Annotated in this window: 15 protein-coding genes; 3 read left to right on the top strand and 12 right to left on the bottom strand. The window is 69.2% G+C overall.

The features are described from left to right. Window positions 1–118: 118 nt before the first annotated feature. The 3 genes from ACIQ6R_RS04255 (at window position 119) to ACIQ6R_RS04245 (ending at window position 3913) form a co-directional block, all read left to right on the top strand. The gene (locus ACIQ6R_RS04255) at window positions 119–1315 is read left to right on the top strand and encodes a sensor histidine kinase (RefSeq protein ID WP_404218580.1); all 1197 of its coding nucleotides are present in this window, start codon (window positions 119–121) and stop codon (window positions 1313–1315) included. Beyond that, window positions 1312–1953, top strand: coding sequence for a response regulator (locus ACIQ6R_RS04250; protein ID WP_404170497.1), 642 nt, complete (start codon window positions 1312–1314; stop codon window positions 1951–1953). Before ACIQ6R_RS04255 ends, ACIQ6R_RS04250 begins: the two co-directional genes overlap by 4 nt. Before the next feature lie 133 nt (window positions 1954–2086). Beyond that, window positions 2087–3913 carry a glycosyl hydrolase family 18 protein gene (locus tag ACIQ6R_RS04245; RefSeq protein WP_404218578.1) on the top strand — a complete coding sequence of 609 codons (1827 nt, stop codon included), beginning with the start codon at window positions 2087–2089 and terminating at the stop codon, window positions 3911–3913. Between the two features lie 35 nt (window positions 3914–3948). Here ACIQ6R_RS04245 and ACIQ6R_RS04240 read toward each other — a convergent pair whose 3' ends face one another. The 12 genes from ACIQ6R_RS04240 to glyA all read right to left on the bottom strand — a co-directional run bounded on the left by ACIQ6R_RS04240 (window position 3949) and on the right by glyA (window position 15358). Further along, complete coding sequence (locus tag ACIQ6R_RS04240) at window positions 3949–4395, bottom strand: DUF2550 domain-containing protein (RefSeq protein ID WP_310871210.1); 447 nt, start codon at window positions 4393–4395, stop codon at window positions 3949–3951. Window positions 4396–4538: 143 nt separating this feature from the next. Next, entirely contained in the window at window positions 4539–4913 is a 375-nt protein-coding gene (locus ACIQ6R_RS04235) for a F0F1 ATP synthase subunit epsilon (RefSeq protein ID WP_404170492.1), read from the bottom strand. Between the two features lie 130 nt (window positions 4914–5043). Beyond that, on the bottom strand, window positions 5044–6480 hold the full coding sequence (atpD, locus tag ACIQ6R_RS04230; protein ID WP_404170489.1) for a F0F1 ATP synthase subunit beta: 1437 nt from the start codon (window positions 6478–6480) through the stop codon (window positions 5044–5046). Beyond that, window positions 6480–7397: a F0F1 ATP synthase subunit gamma gene (locus tag ACIQ6R_RS04225; protein ID WP_404170486.1), complete on the bottom strand. Its 918-nt coding sequence runs from the start codon at window positions 7395–7397 to the stop codon at window positions 6480–6482. The genes atpD and ACIQ6R_RS04225 overlap by 1 nt, the downstream gene beginning before the upstream one ends. Before the next feature lie 21 nt (window positions 7398–7418). Further along, a complete protein-coding gene (gene atpA, locus ACIQ6R_RS04220) occupies window positions 7419–9008 on the bottom strand; it encodes a F0F1 ATP synthase subunit alpha (RefSeq protein WP_404170483.1) in 1590 nt (529 codons plus the stop codon). A 155-nt stretch (window positions 9009–9163) separates the two neighbouring features. Next, window positions 9164–9979: a F0F1 ATP synthase subunit delta gene (locus ACIQ6R_RS04215; RefSeq protein ID WP_404170481.1), complete on the bottom strand. Its 816-nt coding sequence runs from the start codon at window positions 9977–9979 to the stop codon at window positions 9164–9166. After that, window positions 9976–10536, bottom strand: coding sequence for a F0F1 ATP synthase subunit B (locus ACIQ6R_RS04210; RefSeq protein ID WP_375914505.1), 561 nt, complete (start codon window positions 10534–10536; stop codon window positions 9976–9978). The genes ACIQ6R_RS04215 and ACIQ6R_RS04210 overlap by 4 nt, the downstream gene beginning before the upstream one ends. 38 nt (window positions 10537–10574) lie before the next feature. Further along, a complete protein-coding gene (atpE, locus tag ACIQ6R_RS04205; protein WP_030545783.1) occupies window positions 10575–10799 on the bottom strand; it encodes an ATP synthase F0 subunit C in 225 nt (74 codons plus the stop codon). A 75-nt stretch (window positions 10800–10874) separates the two neighbouring features. Further along, window positions 10875–11714 carry a F0F1 ATP synthase subunit A gene (gene atpB / locus ACIQ6R_RS04200; protein ID WP_375914501.1) on the bottom strand — a complete coding sequence of 280 codons (840 nt, stop codon included), beginning with the start codon at window positions 11712–11714 and terminating at the stop codon, window positions 10875–10877. A gap of 210 nt (window positions 11715–11924) precedes the next feature. After that, window positions 11925–12359, bottom strand: coding sequence for a hypothetical protein (locus tag ACIQ6R_RS04195; protein ID WP_376675126.1), 435 nt, complete (start codon window positions 12357–12359; stop codon window positions 11925–11927). 289 nt (window positions 12360–12648) lie between these two features. Then, on the bottom strand, window positions 12649–13971 hold the full coding sequence (locus ACIQ6R_RS04190) for an MraY family glycosyltransferase (RefSeq protein ID WP_404218576.1): 1323 nt from the start codon (window positions 13969–13971) through the stop codon (window positions 12649–12651). Window positions 13972–14101: 130 nt separating this feature from the next. Continuing rightward, a complete protein-coding gene (glyA, locus tag ACIQ6R_RS04185; RefSeq protein ID WP_404218574.1) occupies window positions 14102–15358 on the bottom strand; it encodes a serine hydroxymethyltransferase in 1257 nt (418 codons plus the stop codon). Between the last annotated feature and the right edge of the window lie 68 nt (window positions 15359–15426).

The raw sequence follows: 15426 nt of genomic DNA, 5'->3' as shown, positions 1-15426 counted from the left end.
GTCGGAATCCGCCTCGTTCGTCGTCGCCGGTGACGAACCTCCGGTACATCGAAAGATGCAGTGCCGGACCGTCCCCCGGGGTCAGGCGGGCGGGGCGCGGGGCGTGTTGGATGGTGGCATGGCCGTACGACTCCCCCGCCCGCGCCGCTTCGACGTGTACGCCGCGTCGGCCGGTCTGCTCGGCGGGCTGCTGCTGTGGGGCATCGGCCTGGGCGTGCGGCCCGCCGACGACCCGATCGTGCTGTTCGACGGCCGCTGGCCGCTGCTGGTCCCGCTCGCCGTCGTCGCGGGCTGCGAGCTGCTGCGCCGGGCCGCGCCGCGCACCGGCCTGCTGATCGGCACCGCAGCGCTGATCGGGGACACGCTCACGCAGGGCAGCCTGGTCACGGTGATCATGTACACCGACCTGATGTACGCGGCCGTGCTGTACGGCCCGCCCGCCTCGGCCCGCCGCATCCCGTGGATCACCGGGCTGCTCACCGTGGCGGCGACGCTGGTGCCGTTCGCGGTGTGGCGGGTGCCCGAGGCGCTGCTGATCGGTGTCGCCGTCGGTGTGGTGTCGTTCGCGCCCGCCTCCACCGGCCTGATCGTGCGCAACCACCGCGAGGCCGCCGACGCCGCCCTGCTGCGTGCCGAGCAGACCGCGCTGCTGGCCGAGATGGACCGGGTCCAGGCGGTGACCGCGGAACGCTCCCGGATGGCGCGCGAGCTGCACGACATGGTCGCCAACCACCTCTCCGCGATCGCCATCCACTCCACGGCCGCGCTCTCCCTGGACGACCCGGCCACCACCCGGCAGGCGCTCGGCGTCATCCGCGAGAACAGCGTCGAGGGACTGGCCGAGATGCGTCGCCTGATCGGCATCCTGCGGGACGACGGCGGGGACACCGAGCCGGCCGCCTCCCCCACGCTCGACGGCCTCGGCGCGCTGGTGGACGGCGCCCGCGCCAACGGCCTCGACGTCACCCTCGAGACGGTGTCCGGCGAGGGCCTTCCCGCGCCGGTCGAACTGGCCGCGTACCGGATCGTGCAGGAGTCGCTCACCAACGCGCTCAAGCACGCCTCGGAGGGGACGGTACGCGTCGTGCTCACCCGGCACGACGACGTGCTGTGCGTCCTGGTGACCAGCCCGTACGGCGACCGGGAGGCCCCGCGCGCCCCGGGCTCGGGTGCCGGTCTCGTCGGCATGCGGGAGCGGGCCGCGCTGCTGCACGGCGTGTTCGAGGCCGGGCCGGTGGCGGATCCCGGCCCGACGGGCGGCAAGATCTGGACCGTACGCGCCACCCTGCCCCTGACCGAAGGAGGTCCCGCATGATCCGCGTCCTCGTCGCCGAGGACCAGTCCGCCGTCCGCGCCGGACTGGTGCTGATCCTGGGCAGCGCCCCGGACATCGAGGTGGTCGGGGAGGCGGCGGACGGCGAGCAGGCGGTGGCGCTGGCCCGGGAGCTGCGGCCGGACGTGGTGCTGATGGACGTTCAGATGCCCCGGCTGGACGGGGTGTCGGCGACCCGGCGGGTGGTCGCCGAGCACCTCGCCGACGTGCTCGTACTGACCACCTTCGACCTGGACGAGTACGTCTTCGGGGCGCTGCGGGCGGGGGCCGCCGGGTTCCTGCTGAAGAACACGGAGGCGAGGGACCTCCTCGCGGCCGTGCGCACGGTGGCGGGCGGTGAGGGGATCGTCGCCCCGGCCGTCACCCGGCGGCTGATCGCCGAGTTCGCCGCGCGGCCGGTCCGGGAGCCGACCGCCGATCCGTCGGTGCTGGAGGACCTCACCCGGCGCGAGCGCGAGGTGCTGTCCTGTCTCGGCGAGGGGCTGTCCAACGCGGCGATCGCCGAGCGGCTGGACATGGCGGAAGCCACGGTGAAGACGCACGTCAGCCGCCTGCTGGGGAAGCTGGCGCTGCGCAGCCGGGTGCAAGCCGCGGTGCTCGCGCAGGAGTTGGGGATCTAGTTCCCCTCTCAACTACAGGCCGTAGCACTGGTCCAGACCTATTGACCTATGGTCCAGACCTTTCTATTCTCGCGGCACTGCGAGCATGAGGCTCAGTCATGCCCACAACAACATCCCCACAAAGGAGGCGCACATGCGCTTCAGACACAAAGCCGCGGCGCTCGTCGCGACCCTGGCGCTTCCCCTCGCCGGATTGGTCGGCCTCGCGAGTCCCGCCCAGGCGGCCACCAGCGCGACGGCCACCTTCGCCAAGACCTCGGACTGGGGCACCGGCTTCGGCGGCAAGTGGACCGTGAAGAACACCGGCACCACCACCATCAACTCCTGGAACGTCGAGTGGGACTTCCCCTCCGGCACCAAGGTCACCTCCGCCTGGGACGCCACGGTCACCAACTCCGGTGACCACTGGACCGCCAAGAACGTCGGCTGGAACGGCACCCTCGCCCCCGGGGCGTCGGTCTCCTTCGGCTTCAACGGCAGCGGCCCCGGCTCCCCGTCCAACTGCAAGCTCAACGGCGGCAGCTGCGACGGCTCCTCCGTCCCCGGCGACGAGGCACCCTCCGCGCCCGGGACACCCACCGCCTCGGGCATCACCGACACCTCGGTGAAACTGTCCTGGTCGGCGGCGACCGACGACAAGGGCATCAAGAACTACGACGTCCTGCGCGACGGCGCCAAGGTCGCCACGGTCACCGGCACCACCTACACCAACACCGGCCTCAGCGCCGGCACCGACTACTCCTACACCGTCCAGGCCCGTGACACCGCCGACCAGACCGGTCCGGTCAGCGGCGCGGTGAAGGTCACCACCACCGGCGACGGCGGCGGCCCCGGCCCGCAGCCGGGCGAAGAGGTCAAGCTCGGCTACTTCACCAACTGGGGCGTCTACGGGCGCAACTACCACGTGAAGAACCTGGTCACCTCCGGCTCCGCCGAGAAGATCACGCACATCAACTACGCCTTCGGCAACGTCCAGGGCGGCAAGTGCACCATCGGTGACGCCTACGCCGACTACGACAAGGCGTACACCGCCGACCAGTCCGTCGACGGCGTCGCCGACACCTGGGACCAGCCGCTGCGCGGCAACTTCAACCAGCTGCGCAAGCTGAAGGCGGAGTACCCGCACATCAAGGTGCTGTTCTCCTTCGGCGGCTGGACCTGGTCCGGCGGATTCCCCGACGCGGTGAAGAACCCCGCCGCCTTCGCGAAGTCCTGCCACGACCTGGTCGAGGACCCGCGCTGGGCCGATGTCTTCGACGGCATCGACCTGGACTGGGAGTACCCGAACGCCTGCGGTCTCAGCTGTGACACGACCAGCGCGCCGAACGCCTTCAGCACCATGATGAAGGCCATGCGCGCCGAGTTCGGCGACGACCTGGTCACCGCCGCCGTCACCGCCGACGCCTCCGACGGTGGCAAGATCGAAGCGGCCGACTACGGCACCGCCGCTCAGTACATCGACTGGTACAACGTGATGACGTACGACTTCTTCGGCGCCTGGGCGAAGAACGGCCCGACCGCTCCGCACTCGCCGCTGACCTCGTACGACGGCATCCCGCAGCAGGGCTTCAACTCCGCCGAGGCGATCGCGAAGTTCAAGGCCGCGGGCGTGCCGGCCGACAAGCTGCTCCTCGGCATCGGCTTCTACGGCCGCGGCTGGACCGGCGTCACCCAGTCCGCGCCCGGCGGCACCGCGACCGGCCCGGCGACCGGAACGTACGAGGCGGGCATCGAGGACTACAAGGTCCTCAGGAACAGCTGCCCGGCCACCGGCACCGTCGCCGGCACCGCGTACGCGCACTGCGGCAGCAACTGGTGGTCCTACGACACCCCGGCCACCGTCAAGTCCAAGATGGACTGGGCCGAGCAGCAGAAGCTGGGCGGCGCCTTCTTCTGGGAGTTCAGCGGCGACACCGCGAACGGCGAGCTGGTGAGCGCCATCGACAGCGGGCTGAAGTAATTCCCAAGGGCCTAGGGGCCTAGGGGCCTAGGGGCCTAAGCGACGTTGACGCGCTGTCCGGGCGGGGCTGCCTCGAGCCACGCGAGAAATCCGGTCAGCGCGTCTTCGCTCATCGCCAGTTCGAGCCGCGTGCCCCGATGGAGACAGGCGAGCACGACGGCGTCCGAGAGCAGCGCCAGCTCCTCCTCGCCGTCCGGGACGCGGCGGCCGGCCACCTCGATCGCGGAGCGCTCCAGGACGCGGCGCGGGCGGGGGGAGTACGAGAAGACGCGGTACCACTCGACCCGGTCGCCGTTGTAGCGGGCCACTCCGTAGGACCAGCCCTTGCCGGCTCCGTCGCCCTCCTTGGGGGCGTCCCAGCGCAGGGAGCAGTCGAAGGTACCGCCCGATCGCTGGATCAGCCGGCGGCGCAGCCCGAAGACGAAGAGCGCGATCACCACCAGGGCGACGACAATTCCGCACACAGTCAGAGCGAGGGCCATCGACACCGACCTCCTCGTCTCCTAGGTAACGGAACGGAAAAAACACCCGGATCTGCCTCAGCCGCGGCCGGGTCCGGAGAGGCTCCGGTCCCAGCCGCGGCTGAGTGACGTCATGGCACGACGCTATCGCACAGTGCTGTGGATCAGCGTCCCGCCGCCGCGCGCAGTCGGACGTCCGCGCGACGCTCGGCGTGGGCGTCGCCCTCCGCCTTCGCCCGCTCGAGCTCCCGCTCCGCGCGCTGGACATCGATCTCGTCCGACAGCTCGGCGATCTCGGCCAGCAGCGACAGCTTGTTGTCCGCGAACGAGATGAAACCGCCGTGCACCGCGGCGACGACCGTCCCACCCTCACTCGTACGAATGGTCACCGGGCCCGACTCCAGCACACCGAGCAGCGGCTGGTGACCGGGCATGACGCCGATGTCGCCGGACGTGGTGCGCGCGACGACCAGGGTGGCCTCGCCGGACCAGACCTCTCGGTCGGCCGCGACCAGCGCGACGTGCAGATCAGCAGCCAAGGTGGCTCCTCGGGTCACCACCCGGCCGGAGAGCCGGGTGTTGGTTACAAGTCTAATAGGCGTGCCGGAGGGGGCGGGACGCGCCCGCCCCCTCCGGTGTGAGCCCTGGGGCTCACGATGAGCACGAGGCTCAGGAGACGCCGAGCTCCTTGGCGTTGTTCTTCAGGTCCTCGATGCCACCGCACATGAAGAACGCCTGCTCCGGGAAGTGGTCGTACTCGCCGTCGCAGATCGCGTTGAAGGCCGCGATCGACTCGTCCAGCGGGACGTCCGACCCGTCGACGCCGGTGAACTGCTTGGCGACGTGGGTGTTCTGGGACAGGAAGCGCTCCACGCGACGGGCACGGTGGACGACGAGCTTGTCCTCCTCGCCGAGCTCGTCGATACCGAGGATCGCGATGATGTCCTGCAGGTCCTTGTACTTCTGCAGGATGCTCTTCACGCGCATCGCGGCCTGGTAGTGGTCCGCCGCGATGTACCGCGGGTCGAGGATGCGGGACGTCGAGTCCAGCGGGTCCACGGCCGGGTAGATGCCCTTCTCGGAGATCGGACGGGAGAGCACCGTCGTCGCGTCGAGGTGGGCGAAGGTGGTGGCCGGGGCCGGGTCGGTCAGGTCGTCCGCGGGGACGTAGATCGCCTGCATCGAGGTGATCGAGTGACCACGGGTCGAGGTGATGCGCTCCTGGAGGAGACCCATCTCGTCGGCCAGGTTCGGCTGGTAACCCACCGCGGAGGGCATACGGCCGAGCAGGGTCGACACCTCGGAGCCCGCCTGGGTGAAGCGGAAGATGTTGTCGATGAAGAACAGCACGTCCTGCTTCTGGACGTCACGGAAGTACTCGGCCATGGTCAGGCCGGCCAGCGCGACGCGCAGACGGGTGCCCGGCGGCTCGTCCATCTGGCCGAAGACCAGCGCGGTCTTGTCGATGACGCCGGACTCGCTCATCTCGTCGATGAGGTCGTTGCCCTCACGGGTGCGCTCACCGACACCGGCGAACACGGAGACACCGTCGTGGTTGTTGGCGACGCGGTAGATCATCTCCTGGATGAGCACCGTCTTGCCGACGCCGGCGCCGCCGAACAGACCGATCTTGCCGCCCTTGACGTACGGGGTCAGCAGGTCGATGACCTTGACGCCGGTCTCGAACATCTCGGTCTTCGACTCGAGCTCGTCGAAGTTCGGCGCCTTGCGGTGGATCGGCCAGCGCTCACCGGTGTAGGTCTCGTCGACGTTCAGCACCTCACCGAGGGTGTTGAACACCTTGCCCTTGGTGAAGTCGCCGACGGGGACGGAGATGGCCGTGCCCGTGTCGGTCACCGGGGCCTGGCGGACCAGGCCGTCGGTGGGCTGCATGGAGATGGTGCGGACCAGGCCGTCACCCAGGTGCTGGGCGACCTCCAGGGTCAGCGTCTTCAGCTCGCCCGCCTGCGCCGGGTCGGCGACCTCGACGTGGAGGGCGTTGTAGATCTCCGGCATCGCGTCGACGGGGAACTCCACGTCGACGACCGGACCGATGACCCGGGCGACGCGGCCCGTGGCCGTCGCGGTCTCAACAGTGGTGGTCATTAGTTGTCACTCCCCGCGTTCGCGTCGGCCAGGGCACTGGCGCCACCGACGATCTCGCTGATTTCCTGGGTGATTTCGGCCTGGCGGGCCGCGTTGGCAAGACGGGAGAGCGTGTTGATCAGCTCGCCCGCGTTGTCGGTGGCCGACTTCATCGCGCGCCGCGTGGCGGCGTGCTTGGAGGCGGCCGACTGCAGCAGCGCGTTGTAGATGCGGCTCTCGACGTAGCGCGGCAGCAGGGCGTCGAGGACGTCCTCCGCCGACGGCTCGAAGTCGTACAGCGGAAGGATCTCGTCCTTCGTCGCCGACTCCTGAGCCACCTCGTCGAGACTCAGCGGCAGCAGCCGGGAGTCGACCGCCGTCTGCGTCATCATCGAGACGAACTCGGTGTAGACGATGTGGAGCTCGTCCACGCCGCCCTCCGCCGTCTCCTTCTCGATGGCCTCGATCAGCGGCGCCGCGACCTTCTTGGCGTCCGCGTACGAGGGCTCGTCGGTGAAGCCCGCGAACGACTCCGCGACCTTGCGCTCGCGGAAGTTGTAGTGGGCGAGACCGCGCCGGCCGACGATGTACGTGTCGACCTGCCTGCCCTCGCGCTCGAGGCGCTCGGTCAGCTGCTCCGCCGCCTTGATGGCGTTGGAGTTGAAGGCGCCGGCCAGACCGCGGTCGCTCGTGAGGAGCAGGACCGCGGCACGGGTCGGGTTGTCCGCCTCCGTGGTGAGCGGGTGCTTCGTGTTCGACCCGGTTCCGACCGCCGTGACCGCGCGGGTCAGTTCCTGCGCGTACGGCGTGGAGGCCGCCACCTTGCGCTGCGCCTTGACGACGCGCGAGGCGGCGATCATCTCCATCGCCTTGGTGATCTTCTTGGTCGCGGTGACGGATCGGATGCGACGCTTGTAGACCCGGAGCTGGGCTCCCATGAGTCAGGTCCCTTCCTTACGTCACTTGGCGGCGGACGGGGCGTCCTCGCCGAGCAGCTTGCCGTCCGAGGTCTCGAACTGCTTCTTGAACGCGGTGATCGCCTCGGCGATGGCCTGCAGAGTGTCGTCGGACATCTTGGCCCCCTCGCGGATGGAGGTCATGAGGCCCTGCTCCTGGCGGTGCAGGTACTCGAGAAGCTCCTTCTCGAAGCGGCGGATGTCGGCGACCGGCACCTCGTCCATCTTGCCGGTGGTGCCGGCCCAGACGGAGACGACCTGGTCCTCGACGGCCATCGGCTGGTACTGGTCCTGCTTCAGCAGCTCGACCATGCGCTGACCGCGCTCCAGCTGCGCCTTCGACGCGGCGTCCAGGTCGGAACCGAAGGCGGCGAACGCCTCCAGCTCACGGAACTGGGCGAGGTCCACGCGCAGTCGGCCGGAGACCTGCCGCATGGCCTTGTGCTGGGCGGAGCCACCGACACGGGAGACCGAGATACCGACGTTCAGGGCCGGACGCTGACCGGCGTTGAACAGGTCGGACTCCAGGAAGCACTGGCCGTCGGTGATGGAGATGACGTTGGTCGGAATGAACGCCGACACGTCGTTGGCCTTGGTCTCGACGATCGGCAGACCCGTCATCGAACCGGCGCCCTCGGCGTCGGAGAGCTTCGCGCAGCGCTCCAGCAGACGGGAGTGCAGGTAGAAGACGTCACCGGGGTAGGCCTCGCGGCCCGGCGGGCGGCGCAGCAGCAGCGACACGGCGCGGTAGGCGTCGGCCTGCTTCGACAGGTCGTCGAAGATGATCAGGACGTGCTTGCCCTCGTACATCCACTGCTGGCCGATGGCCGAGCCGGTGTACGGCGCCAGGTACTTGAAGCCGGCCGGGTCGGACGCCGGGGCGGCCACGATGGTCGTGTACTCCAGCGCGCCGTTCTCCTCCAGCGCGCCGCGGACCGACGCGATCGTCGAGCCCTTCTGGCCGATGGCGACGTAGATGCAGCGGACCTGCTTGCTCGGGTCGCCGGTGCGCCAGTTGTCACGCTGGTTGATGATCGTGTCGACGGCCAGCGCGGTCTTGCCGGTCTGGCGGTCGCCGATGACCAGCTGACGCTGACCACGGCCGATCGGGGTCATGGCGTCGACGGCCTTGTAGCCCGTCTCCATCGGCTCGTGCACCGACTTGCGCTGCATGACCGTGGGGGCCTGCAGTTCGAGGGCGCGGCGGCCCTCCGTCTCGATCTCGCCGAGGCCGTCGATCGGGTTGCCGAGGGGGTCGACGACACGGCCGAGGTAGCCCTCGCCCACGGCGACCGACAGGACCTCGCCGGTGCGGGTGACCGGCTGGCCCTCCTCGATACCGCTGAACTCACCGAGGACGACGCAACCGATCTCGCGCTCCTCGAGGTTGAGGGCGAGGCCGAGGGTGCCGTCCTCGAACTTCAGCAGTTCGTTGGCCATGGCCGAGGGGAGACCCTCGACCTTCGCGATGCCGTCGCCGGCAAGGGTGACCGTACCGACCTCCTCGCGCGAGGCCGCGTCCGGCTTGTACGACTGGACGAAGTTCTCCAGCGCGTCCCGGATCTCCTCCGGCCGGATCGTGAGCTCCGCCATCTGAGTTCCCTGCTCTCCTTGTTGGGCCCGAAGTTTCACTTGGGGGGTATTCCACGAGTCGGGGACTCCCCCCAAAAAGAGGTGAATCCTCTGCACGGCCCAACCAGGGCCGTCGTAAGTACGTACTGCTTGTTGTGCTGTTGTGGCGCGGAGCGTCAGCTCGCCATGCGGCGGCCGGCGTCCTCCAGGCGGTCCGCGATGGAGCCGTTGATGACCTCGTCACCGACCTGCACCCGCATCCCGCCGAGGACCTCGGGGTCCACGTCGAGGTTGAGGTGCATCGGGCGGCCGTAGATCTTCGCGAGGGCCGCGCCGAGGCGCCGCTTCTGCGTGTCGCTCAGCGGCACCGCCGAGGTGACGACGGCGACCATCCGGTCCCGCCGGTCGGCGGCGAGCCTGGACAGGGATTCGAGTCCCGACTCCAGGCTACGTCCCCGCGGCACGGTGACAAGGCGCGTCACCAGACGCTCGGTGGTCACGTCCGCCCGGCCGCCGAGCAGGCTGCGCAGCAGCTCGCCCTTGGCCGAGGTGGTGGCCGAGCGGTTGGTCAGCGCGGCGCGCAGCTCGGTGTTCGAGGAGACGATCCGGCCGAACCGGAACAGCTCGTCCTCGACGTTGTCGAGCCGGCCCGCCTTCTGCGCGGCGGTGAGGTCGGCGGTGTTCGCCAGCTCCTCCAGCGCGTCCACCAGGTCGCGCGACTGCGACCAGCGGGAGCGCACCATGCCGGCCACCAGGTCGGCGGCGGGACCGCTGACCTGGGTACCGAGGAGGCGCTGGGCGAGTTCGGCCTTGGCCTCGCCGGCCTGCGCCGGGTCGGTGAGGACCCGACGCAACGACACCTCGCGGTGGAGCAGCGCGGTGACGGCGGCCAGCTCGTCGGCGAGCGAGCCGGCGTCCACGGACGTGGAGTCCGTCAGCGCGTCGAGACGCTCACGTGCGGCGGCAAGGGCCTCGCGGCTCGCTCCGTTCATCGGGTCGCCTCGGCCTTCGTCGCCTTGTCGTCCAGCTCGTCCAGGAAGCGGTCGATGACGCGGCTCTGCCGGGCGTGGTCCTCGAGGGACTCGCCGACGAGCTTGCCGGCCAGCTGAGTGGCCAGCTGTCCGACGTCCTGGCGCAGCGCGGACGCGGCGGCCTTGCGGTCGGCCTGGATCTGGGCGTGACCGGCGGCGATGATCTCCTCACGCTGCCGCTGGCCTTCCGCGCGCATCTCGGCGATGAGCGTGGCGCCCTGCTCCTGCGCCTCCTGGCGCAGGCGCGCGGCCTCGTGCCGGGCCTCGGCGAGCTGGGCCTTGTACTGCTCAAGGACGCTCTGGGCCTCGGTCTGCGCGGCCTCGGCCTTCTCGATACCGCCCTCGATGGCCTCGCGACGCTCTTCCAGAACCTTGTTGATGTTCGGGAGCAGCTTCTTGGCGAGGAAGCCGAAGACGATGACGAAAGCGATGAGGCCGATGACAACTTCCGGCCACGGCGGGATGAGGGGATTCTCCTTCTCACCCTCAGCCGCCAGGAAAACCAGGGCGGAGTTCACATCAGTGCCTTTCGTCGGGTCGGTCGTCAGTGCTCGTCTTAGTAGACGAACGGCATGACGAGACCGATCAGGGCGAGCGCCTCACAGAAGGCGAAGCCCAGGATCTGGTTGGCGCGGATGAGGCCGGCAGCCTCGGGCTGACGGGCGAGGGCCTGGGTGCCGTTACCGAAGATGATGCCGACGCCGACGCCGGGGCCAATGGCGGCCAGGCCGTAACCGACGGAGCTGAGCGAACCTTCGACGGCAGCAAGGGTCTGGGACATGCCAGTTCTTCCTTTTCTTTACGGACCGGTGGGGGTTGGCCACCGGACGGCTGGGGGGTACGAGGCGGGACGGGCTCAGTGGTGCTCGGCGAGCGCGCCCTGGATGTAGGTGCAGGTCAGCAGCACGAACACGTACGCCTGCACGGCCTGGATGAAGAGCTCGAAGGCCGTCATGATGATCGTCATCACGAACGAGACGCCCGCGTAGGCGATGCCGATGCCGTTCAGCAGGTACCAGCTGGCGATCGTGAAGAGGAGCAGCAGCGTGTGGCCCGCGAACATGTTCGCGAAGAGCCGGACGGCGTGCGTGAAGGGGCGGACCAGCAGGTTCGAGAAGAACTCGATGGTCATCGACAGCGGCAGCACCGCGCCGAGCGACTTGTCGTAACCGGTGACGTTCTTGAAGAAGCCGACGAAGCCGTGGCGCTTGAAGGTGAGCGAGACCCACAGGACGTAGACGATCAGGGCCAGGACCATCGGGTAGGCGATGATCGAGGTCACCGGGAACTGGGCGACCGGAATGATCGACCAGAGGTTCATCATCCAGACGAAGAAGAAGAGAGTGACGATCAGCGGAACGTACTTCTCTCCTTCCTTCTTGCCGATGGTCTCGTAGACGACGCCACGACGGATGAAGTCGTAGCCGGCCTCGGCGACCATCTGGAGCTTGCCCGGGACGACCTTCGGCTTGCCGAACGCGGCCCAGAAGAAGCCCACGATGATGATCGAGCCGAGCAGGGCCAGGAGCATCGGCTTGTTGAAGTACATGCCGTTGCCGTCTGCGTTGCCCCAGAGCGGCTCGAAGAGGAACGAGTGCAGGCCGGGAGCCGGGAAGCCACATCCGTCGAAAATGTGGCAGTCGGTCTCGAAGGCGAGCACCTGCGTCGGGTCAGCACTCACCGCGGGCTCCTTCATCGTGGCGCATGGGTACGGCAACCTCGTTGTGTCGGCGCGGCACGGGGCCGCAGTTCGGCACGGGACTGGTGTTACGGGTGTGGGGGCGGCTGTGGGGCATCTCGCCTCGCGATTGTGCAGGCGTCAGCTGGGATGCCCGCGCCCGCGATGCCGCAGTTGGCACCGGACGATAGCAGGACTTCACATGCCTCTTTATCCCGGCCCTACCCCTCACGACGAGTGGCCCGTCTTTTCGGGCTTTTCGCTCGACGAGTCGGGTTCGACGTAGAGAATCTTGGCCTTCATGTGGGCGCGCGTCTGCGCGGCGATCCACGCGAGGGTGACGACGACCAGGGTGATCGCGAAGGACCGGGGGTTGAACAACGTGGTGTTCTTGAACGCGGCGAGGAAGACGAACAGCAGCAGGATCTGTGCCGCGTAGAGCATCAGGCCCATCGCCTGGAAAAGGTGCGGAAGCGATTTGGCGGTGCGCTGCAGGACGTAGAGACCGATCCCCATGAAGAGCATCGCCACCGCTGTCGCGACGACGGCACCGACCGCGCCCTTGCCGCCGGCGACCACGGCACTGACGACGGCGGCAACAGCGCCGACGGCAGCCGTGGGCACGGCAGCCTGAAGCAGGATCCGGACGTCATTGGACGGCATGGCGGCAACTCCGCTTTCACACACAGGGGGCAGGTGTCGTCATGGACGAGCGTAGTCCCGGGCCGAACGGGGTCTTCGCGCCCAAGAGACCGTCGCACTGCGGTCCTTAGGCTCTACCCGGGGGTTCTCGTGAACCGTATCACAAACTATTTGATGAGCTCTTTACCTGCCGGTGTGCTTGCTGTCACACATGAGAGTGACAGTGCGCGTCTGTGCAATTACCGGACCCATTTGTCTGGTAATGGGGCGCTTCATTCCCCCACGAGTTGGCAATGCTCTAGTCAGATTCTTACCTTGCGCGCGAGCGGGGGCCGATGGCGGTAGCCCCATTGGCGCCCGATACGCCCGATGTGCCGGAAACTCCCGCGGCGACCGGGACGCGCTCGTCCGTCTCGTCCGCCTCGCTGCCCACCACGGCGGGCTCGGCCTCGACGGCCATCGCCCCGCGGCGGCGGTAGCGGGGCGGCACGAAGCGCTCGGCCCAGCGCGGGGCGCGTGGAGTGAAGCGCGGCAGCAGGAGCAGGACCAGGCCGATCGCGCTGAGGAAGACGACGCTCAGCACGATCCACATGGAAGCGGCGTTCACGGAGTAGGCGAGCGCGCCGAACGCGATCAGCGCCGAGAAGAAGTACATGATCAGCACCGCGCGGCTGTGCGAGTGGCCGATCTCCAGCAGCCGGTGGTGCAGGTGACCCCGGTCCGCGGCGAACGGCGACTGGCCGCGCCAGGTGCGCCGGACGATCGCCAGGATCAGGTCGGCGGCCGGGATGGCGATGATGGTCAGCGGCATCAGCAGCGGGATGTAGACGGGCACCATCTGGTGCACGGTGTTGCGCTCGGAGCCGGAGAACAGCCGCATCGCGTCCGGGTCCACCTGCCCCGTCACCGAGATCGCGCCCGCCGCCAGCACCAGGCCGATCAGCATCGACCCCGAGTCGCCCATGAAGATCCGGGCGGGGTGCATGTTGTGCGGCAGGAAGCCCAGGCACATGCCCATCAGGATGGCCGCGAACAGCGAGGCGGGCGCCGCGGCCTCGATGCCGTACGAGTACCAGATCCGGTAGGCGTACATGAAGAACGCCGCCGCCGCGATGCACACCATGCCGGCCGCGAGACCGTCGAGGCCGTCCACGAAGTTGACCGCGTTGATGGTGATGACGACCAGCGCCACCGTCAGCAGGGTGCCCTGCCCCTGGGTCAGCGCGACGTTGCCGAAGCCCGGGACGGGGATCCACAGGATCGTCAGACCCTGCACCACCATCACGCCGGCGGCGATCATCTGCCCGCCCAGCTTGATCAGGGCGTCGATCTCGAACTTGTCGTCCAGGACGCCGATCAGCCAGATCAGGGCGGCTCCGGAGAGCAGCGCGCGCGGCTCGTTGGACTTCTCGAAGACCTCACTGAGGTTGGTGAGGTGGTCGGCGACCAGCAGGCCCGCGCACAGTCCGAAGAACATCGCGATCCCGCCGAGGCGCGGAGTGGGCTCCCGGTGCACGTCGCGTGCCCGGATCTCCGGCATCGCCCCCGCCACGATCGCGAACTTACGTACCGGCCCTGTCAGCAGATACGTCACCGCGGCCGTGACGCAGAGCGTCAGCAGGTATTCACGCACGGGCTTCCCCACAGGTCTCGCTGGCCATTCCCGGCCCACCACCCTAGCGATGCGCGCATATGGTTGGGGACTTCCGGGTAGCGACGATGGTTGCACGTGTGGCTGTGCATCCGTGTGCGCCTACCCCGCCTCAGTCCGGGTACGGCGGAAATTCCGTGACCAGATCCCGTACGTCGTCCCGCGCCGCGGCGGCGTCCGTGCCGCCCCGGAGCACCTCCGCGAGCAGGGTGGCCACCGCCCGCATCTCCCGCTCCCCCATCCCCTGCGTGGTGAGGGCCGCCGTGCCCAGGCGCAGTCCGCGGGCGTCGGCGTGCGGCAGCGCGCAGCAGTCCAGGACGATCCCGGCCGCCGCGAGCCGGCCCCGCGCGGTCCTCCCGTCGACGCCCAGCGGGGCGGGGTCGGCGGTGATCAGGTGGGTGTCGGTGCCGCCGGTGGTGACGACCAGTCCCTCGGCGGCCAGGTGGGCCGCGAGGGTGCGGGCGTTGGCGATCACCTGATGGGCGTACGCCGCGTACCCCGGCGTCGCCGCCTCGCCGAACGCGACCGCCTTGGCAGCGATGGTGTGCATCTGCGCGCCGCCCTGGGTGAACGGGAAGACGGCCCGGTCGACCCGCTCGGCCAGTTCGCCCCCGCACAGGAGCATGCCGCCGCGCGGCCCGCGCAGCACCTTGTGCGTGGTGGCGCACACGACGTCGGCGTACGGCACCGGGCTGGGCGCCGCTCCCCCGGCGACCAGACCGATCGGGTGGGCGGCGTCCGCGACGAGGTAGGCGCCCACCTCGTCGGCGACGTCGCGGAAGAAGGCGTAGTCGAGGTTGCGGGGGTAGGCGATCGAGCCGCACACGATCGCCTTGGGCCGGTGCGTACGGGCCAGGGTGCGCACCTGGTCGTGGTCGACGAGCCCGGTCTCCGCGTCCACCCCGTAGCCGACGAAGTCGAACCAGCGGCCGGAGAAGTTCGCCGGCGAGCCGTGGGTGAGGTGGCCGCCGTACGGCAGGCCGAGGGCGAGGACGGTGTCGCCGGGGCGCAGCAGGGCGGCGTAGGCGGCCAGGACGGCGGAGGAGCCGGAGTGGGACTGCACGTTGGCGTGCTCGGCGCCGAACAGGTCCTGAGCCCGCTCCACGGCGAGCCGCTCGGCGACGTCGACGATCTCGCAGCCCCCGTGGTGCCGGGCGCCCGGGTAGCCCTCGGCGTACTTGTTGGCCAGCGGGGAGCCGAGGGCGGCCAGCACGGCGGGGGACGTGAAGTTCTCGGCGGCGATCAGCTGGAGGGTCGTCGACTGCCGGCGGCGTTCGGCGAGCAGGATCTCGGCCAGCTGGGGGTCCTGGCGCAGCAGGACCCCCAGCGTGCTGTCATCGGCCTCAAGGACGTCGTGGGTGACCGACATGATGCGCTCCGGGCGTGCGTCGACGGTGACGTACGACCAATGTAGGCCCGGCACCGGCGGTGCGCTCG

Source organism: Streptomyces sp. NPDC096048, from assembly GCF_044763415.1.
Classification (GTDB): domain Bacteria; phylum Actinomycetota; class Actinomycetes; order Streptomycetales; family Streptomycetaceae; genus Streptomyces.
The sequence above is the reverse complement of the archived record's forward strand: the minus strand, read 5'-3'. Positions and strand labels throughout refer to the sequence as shown.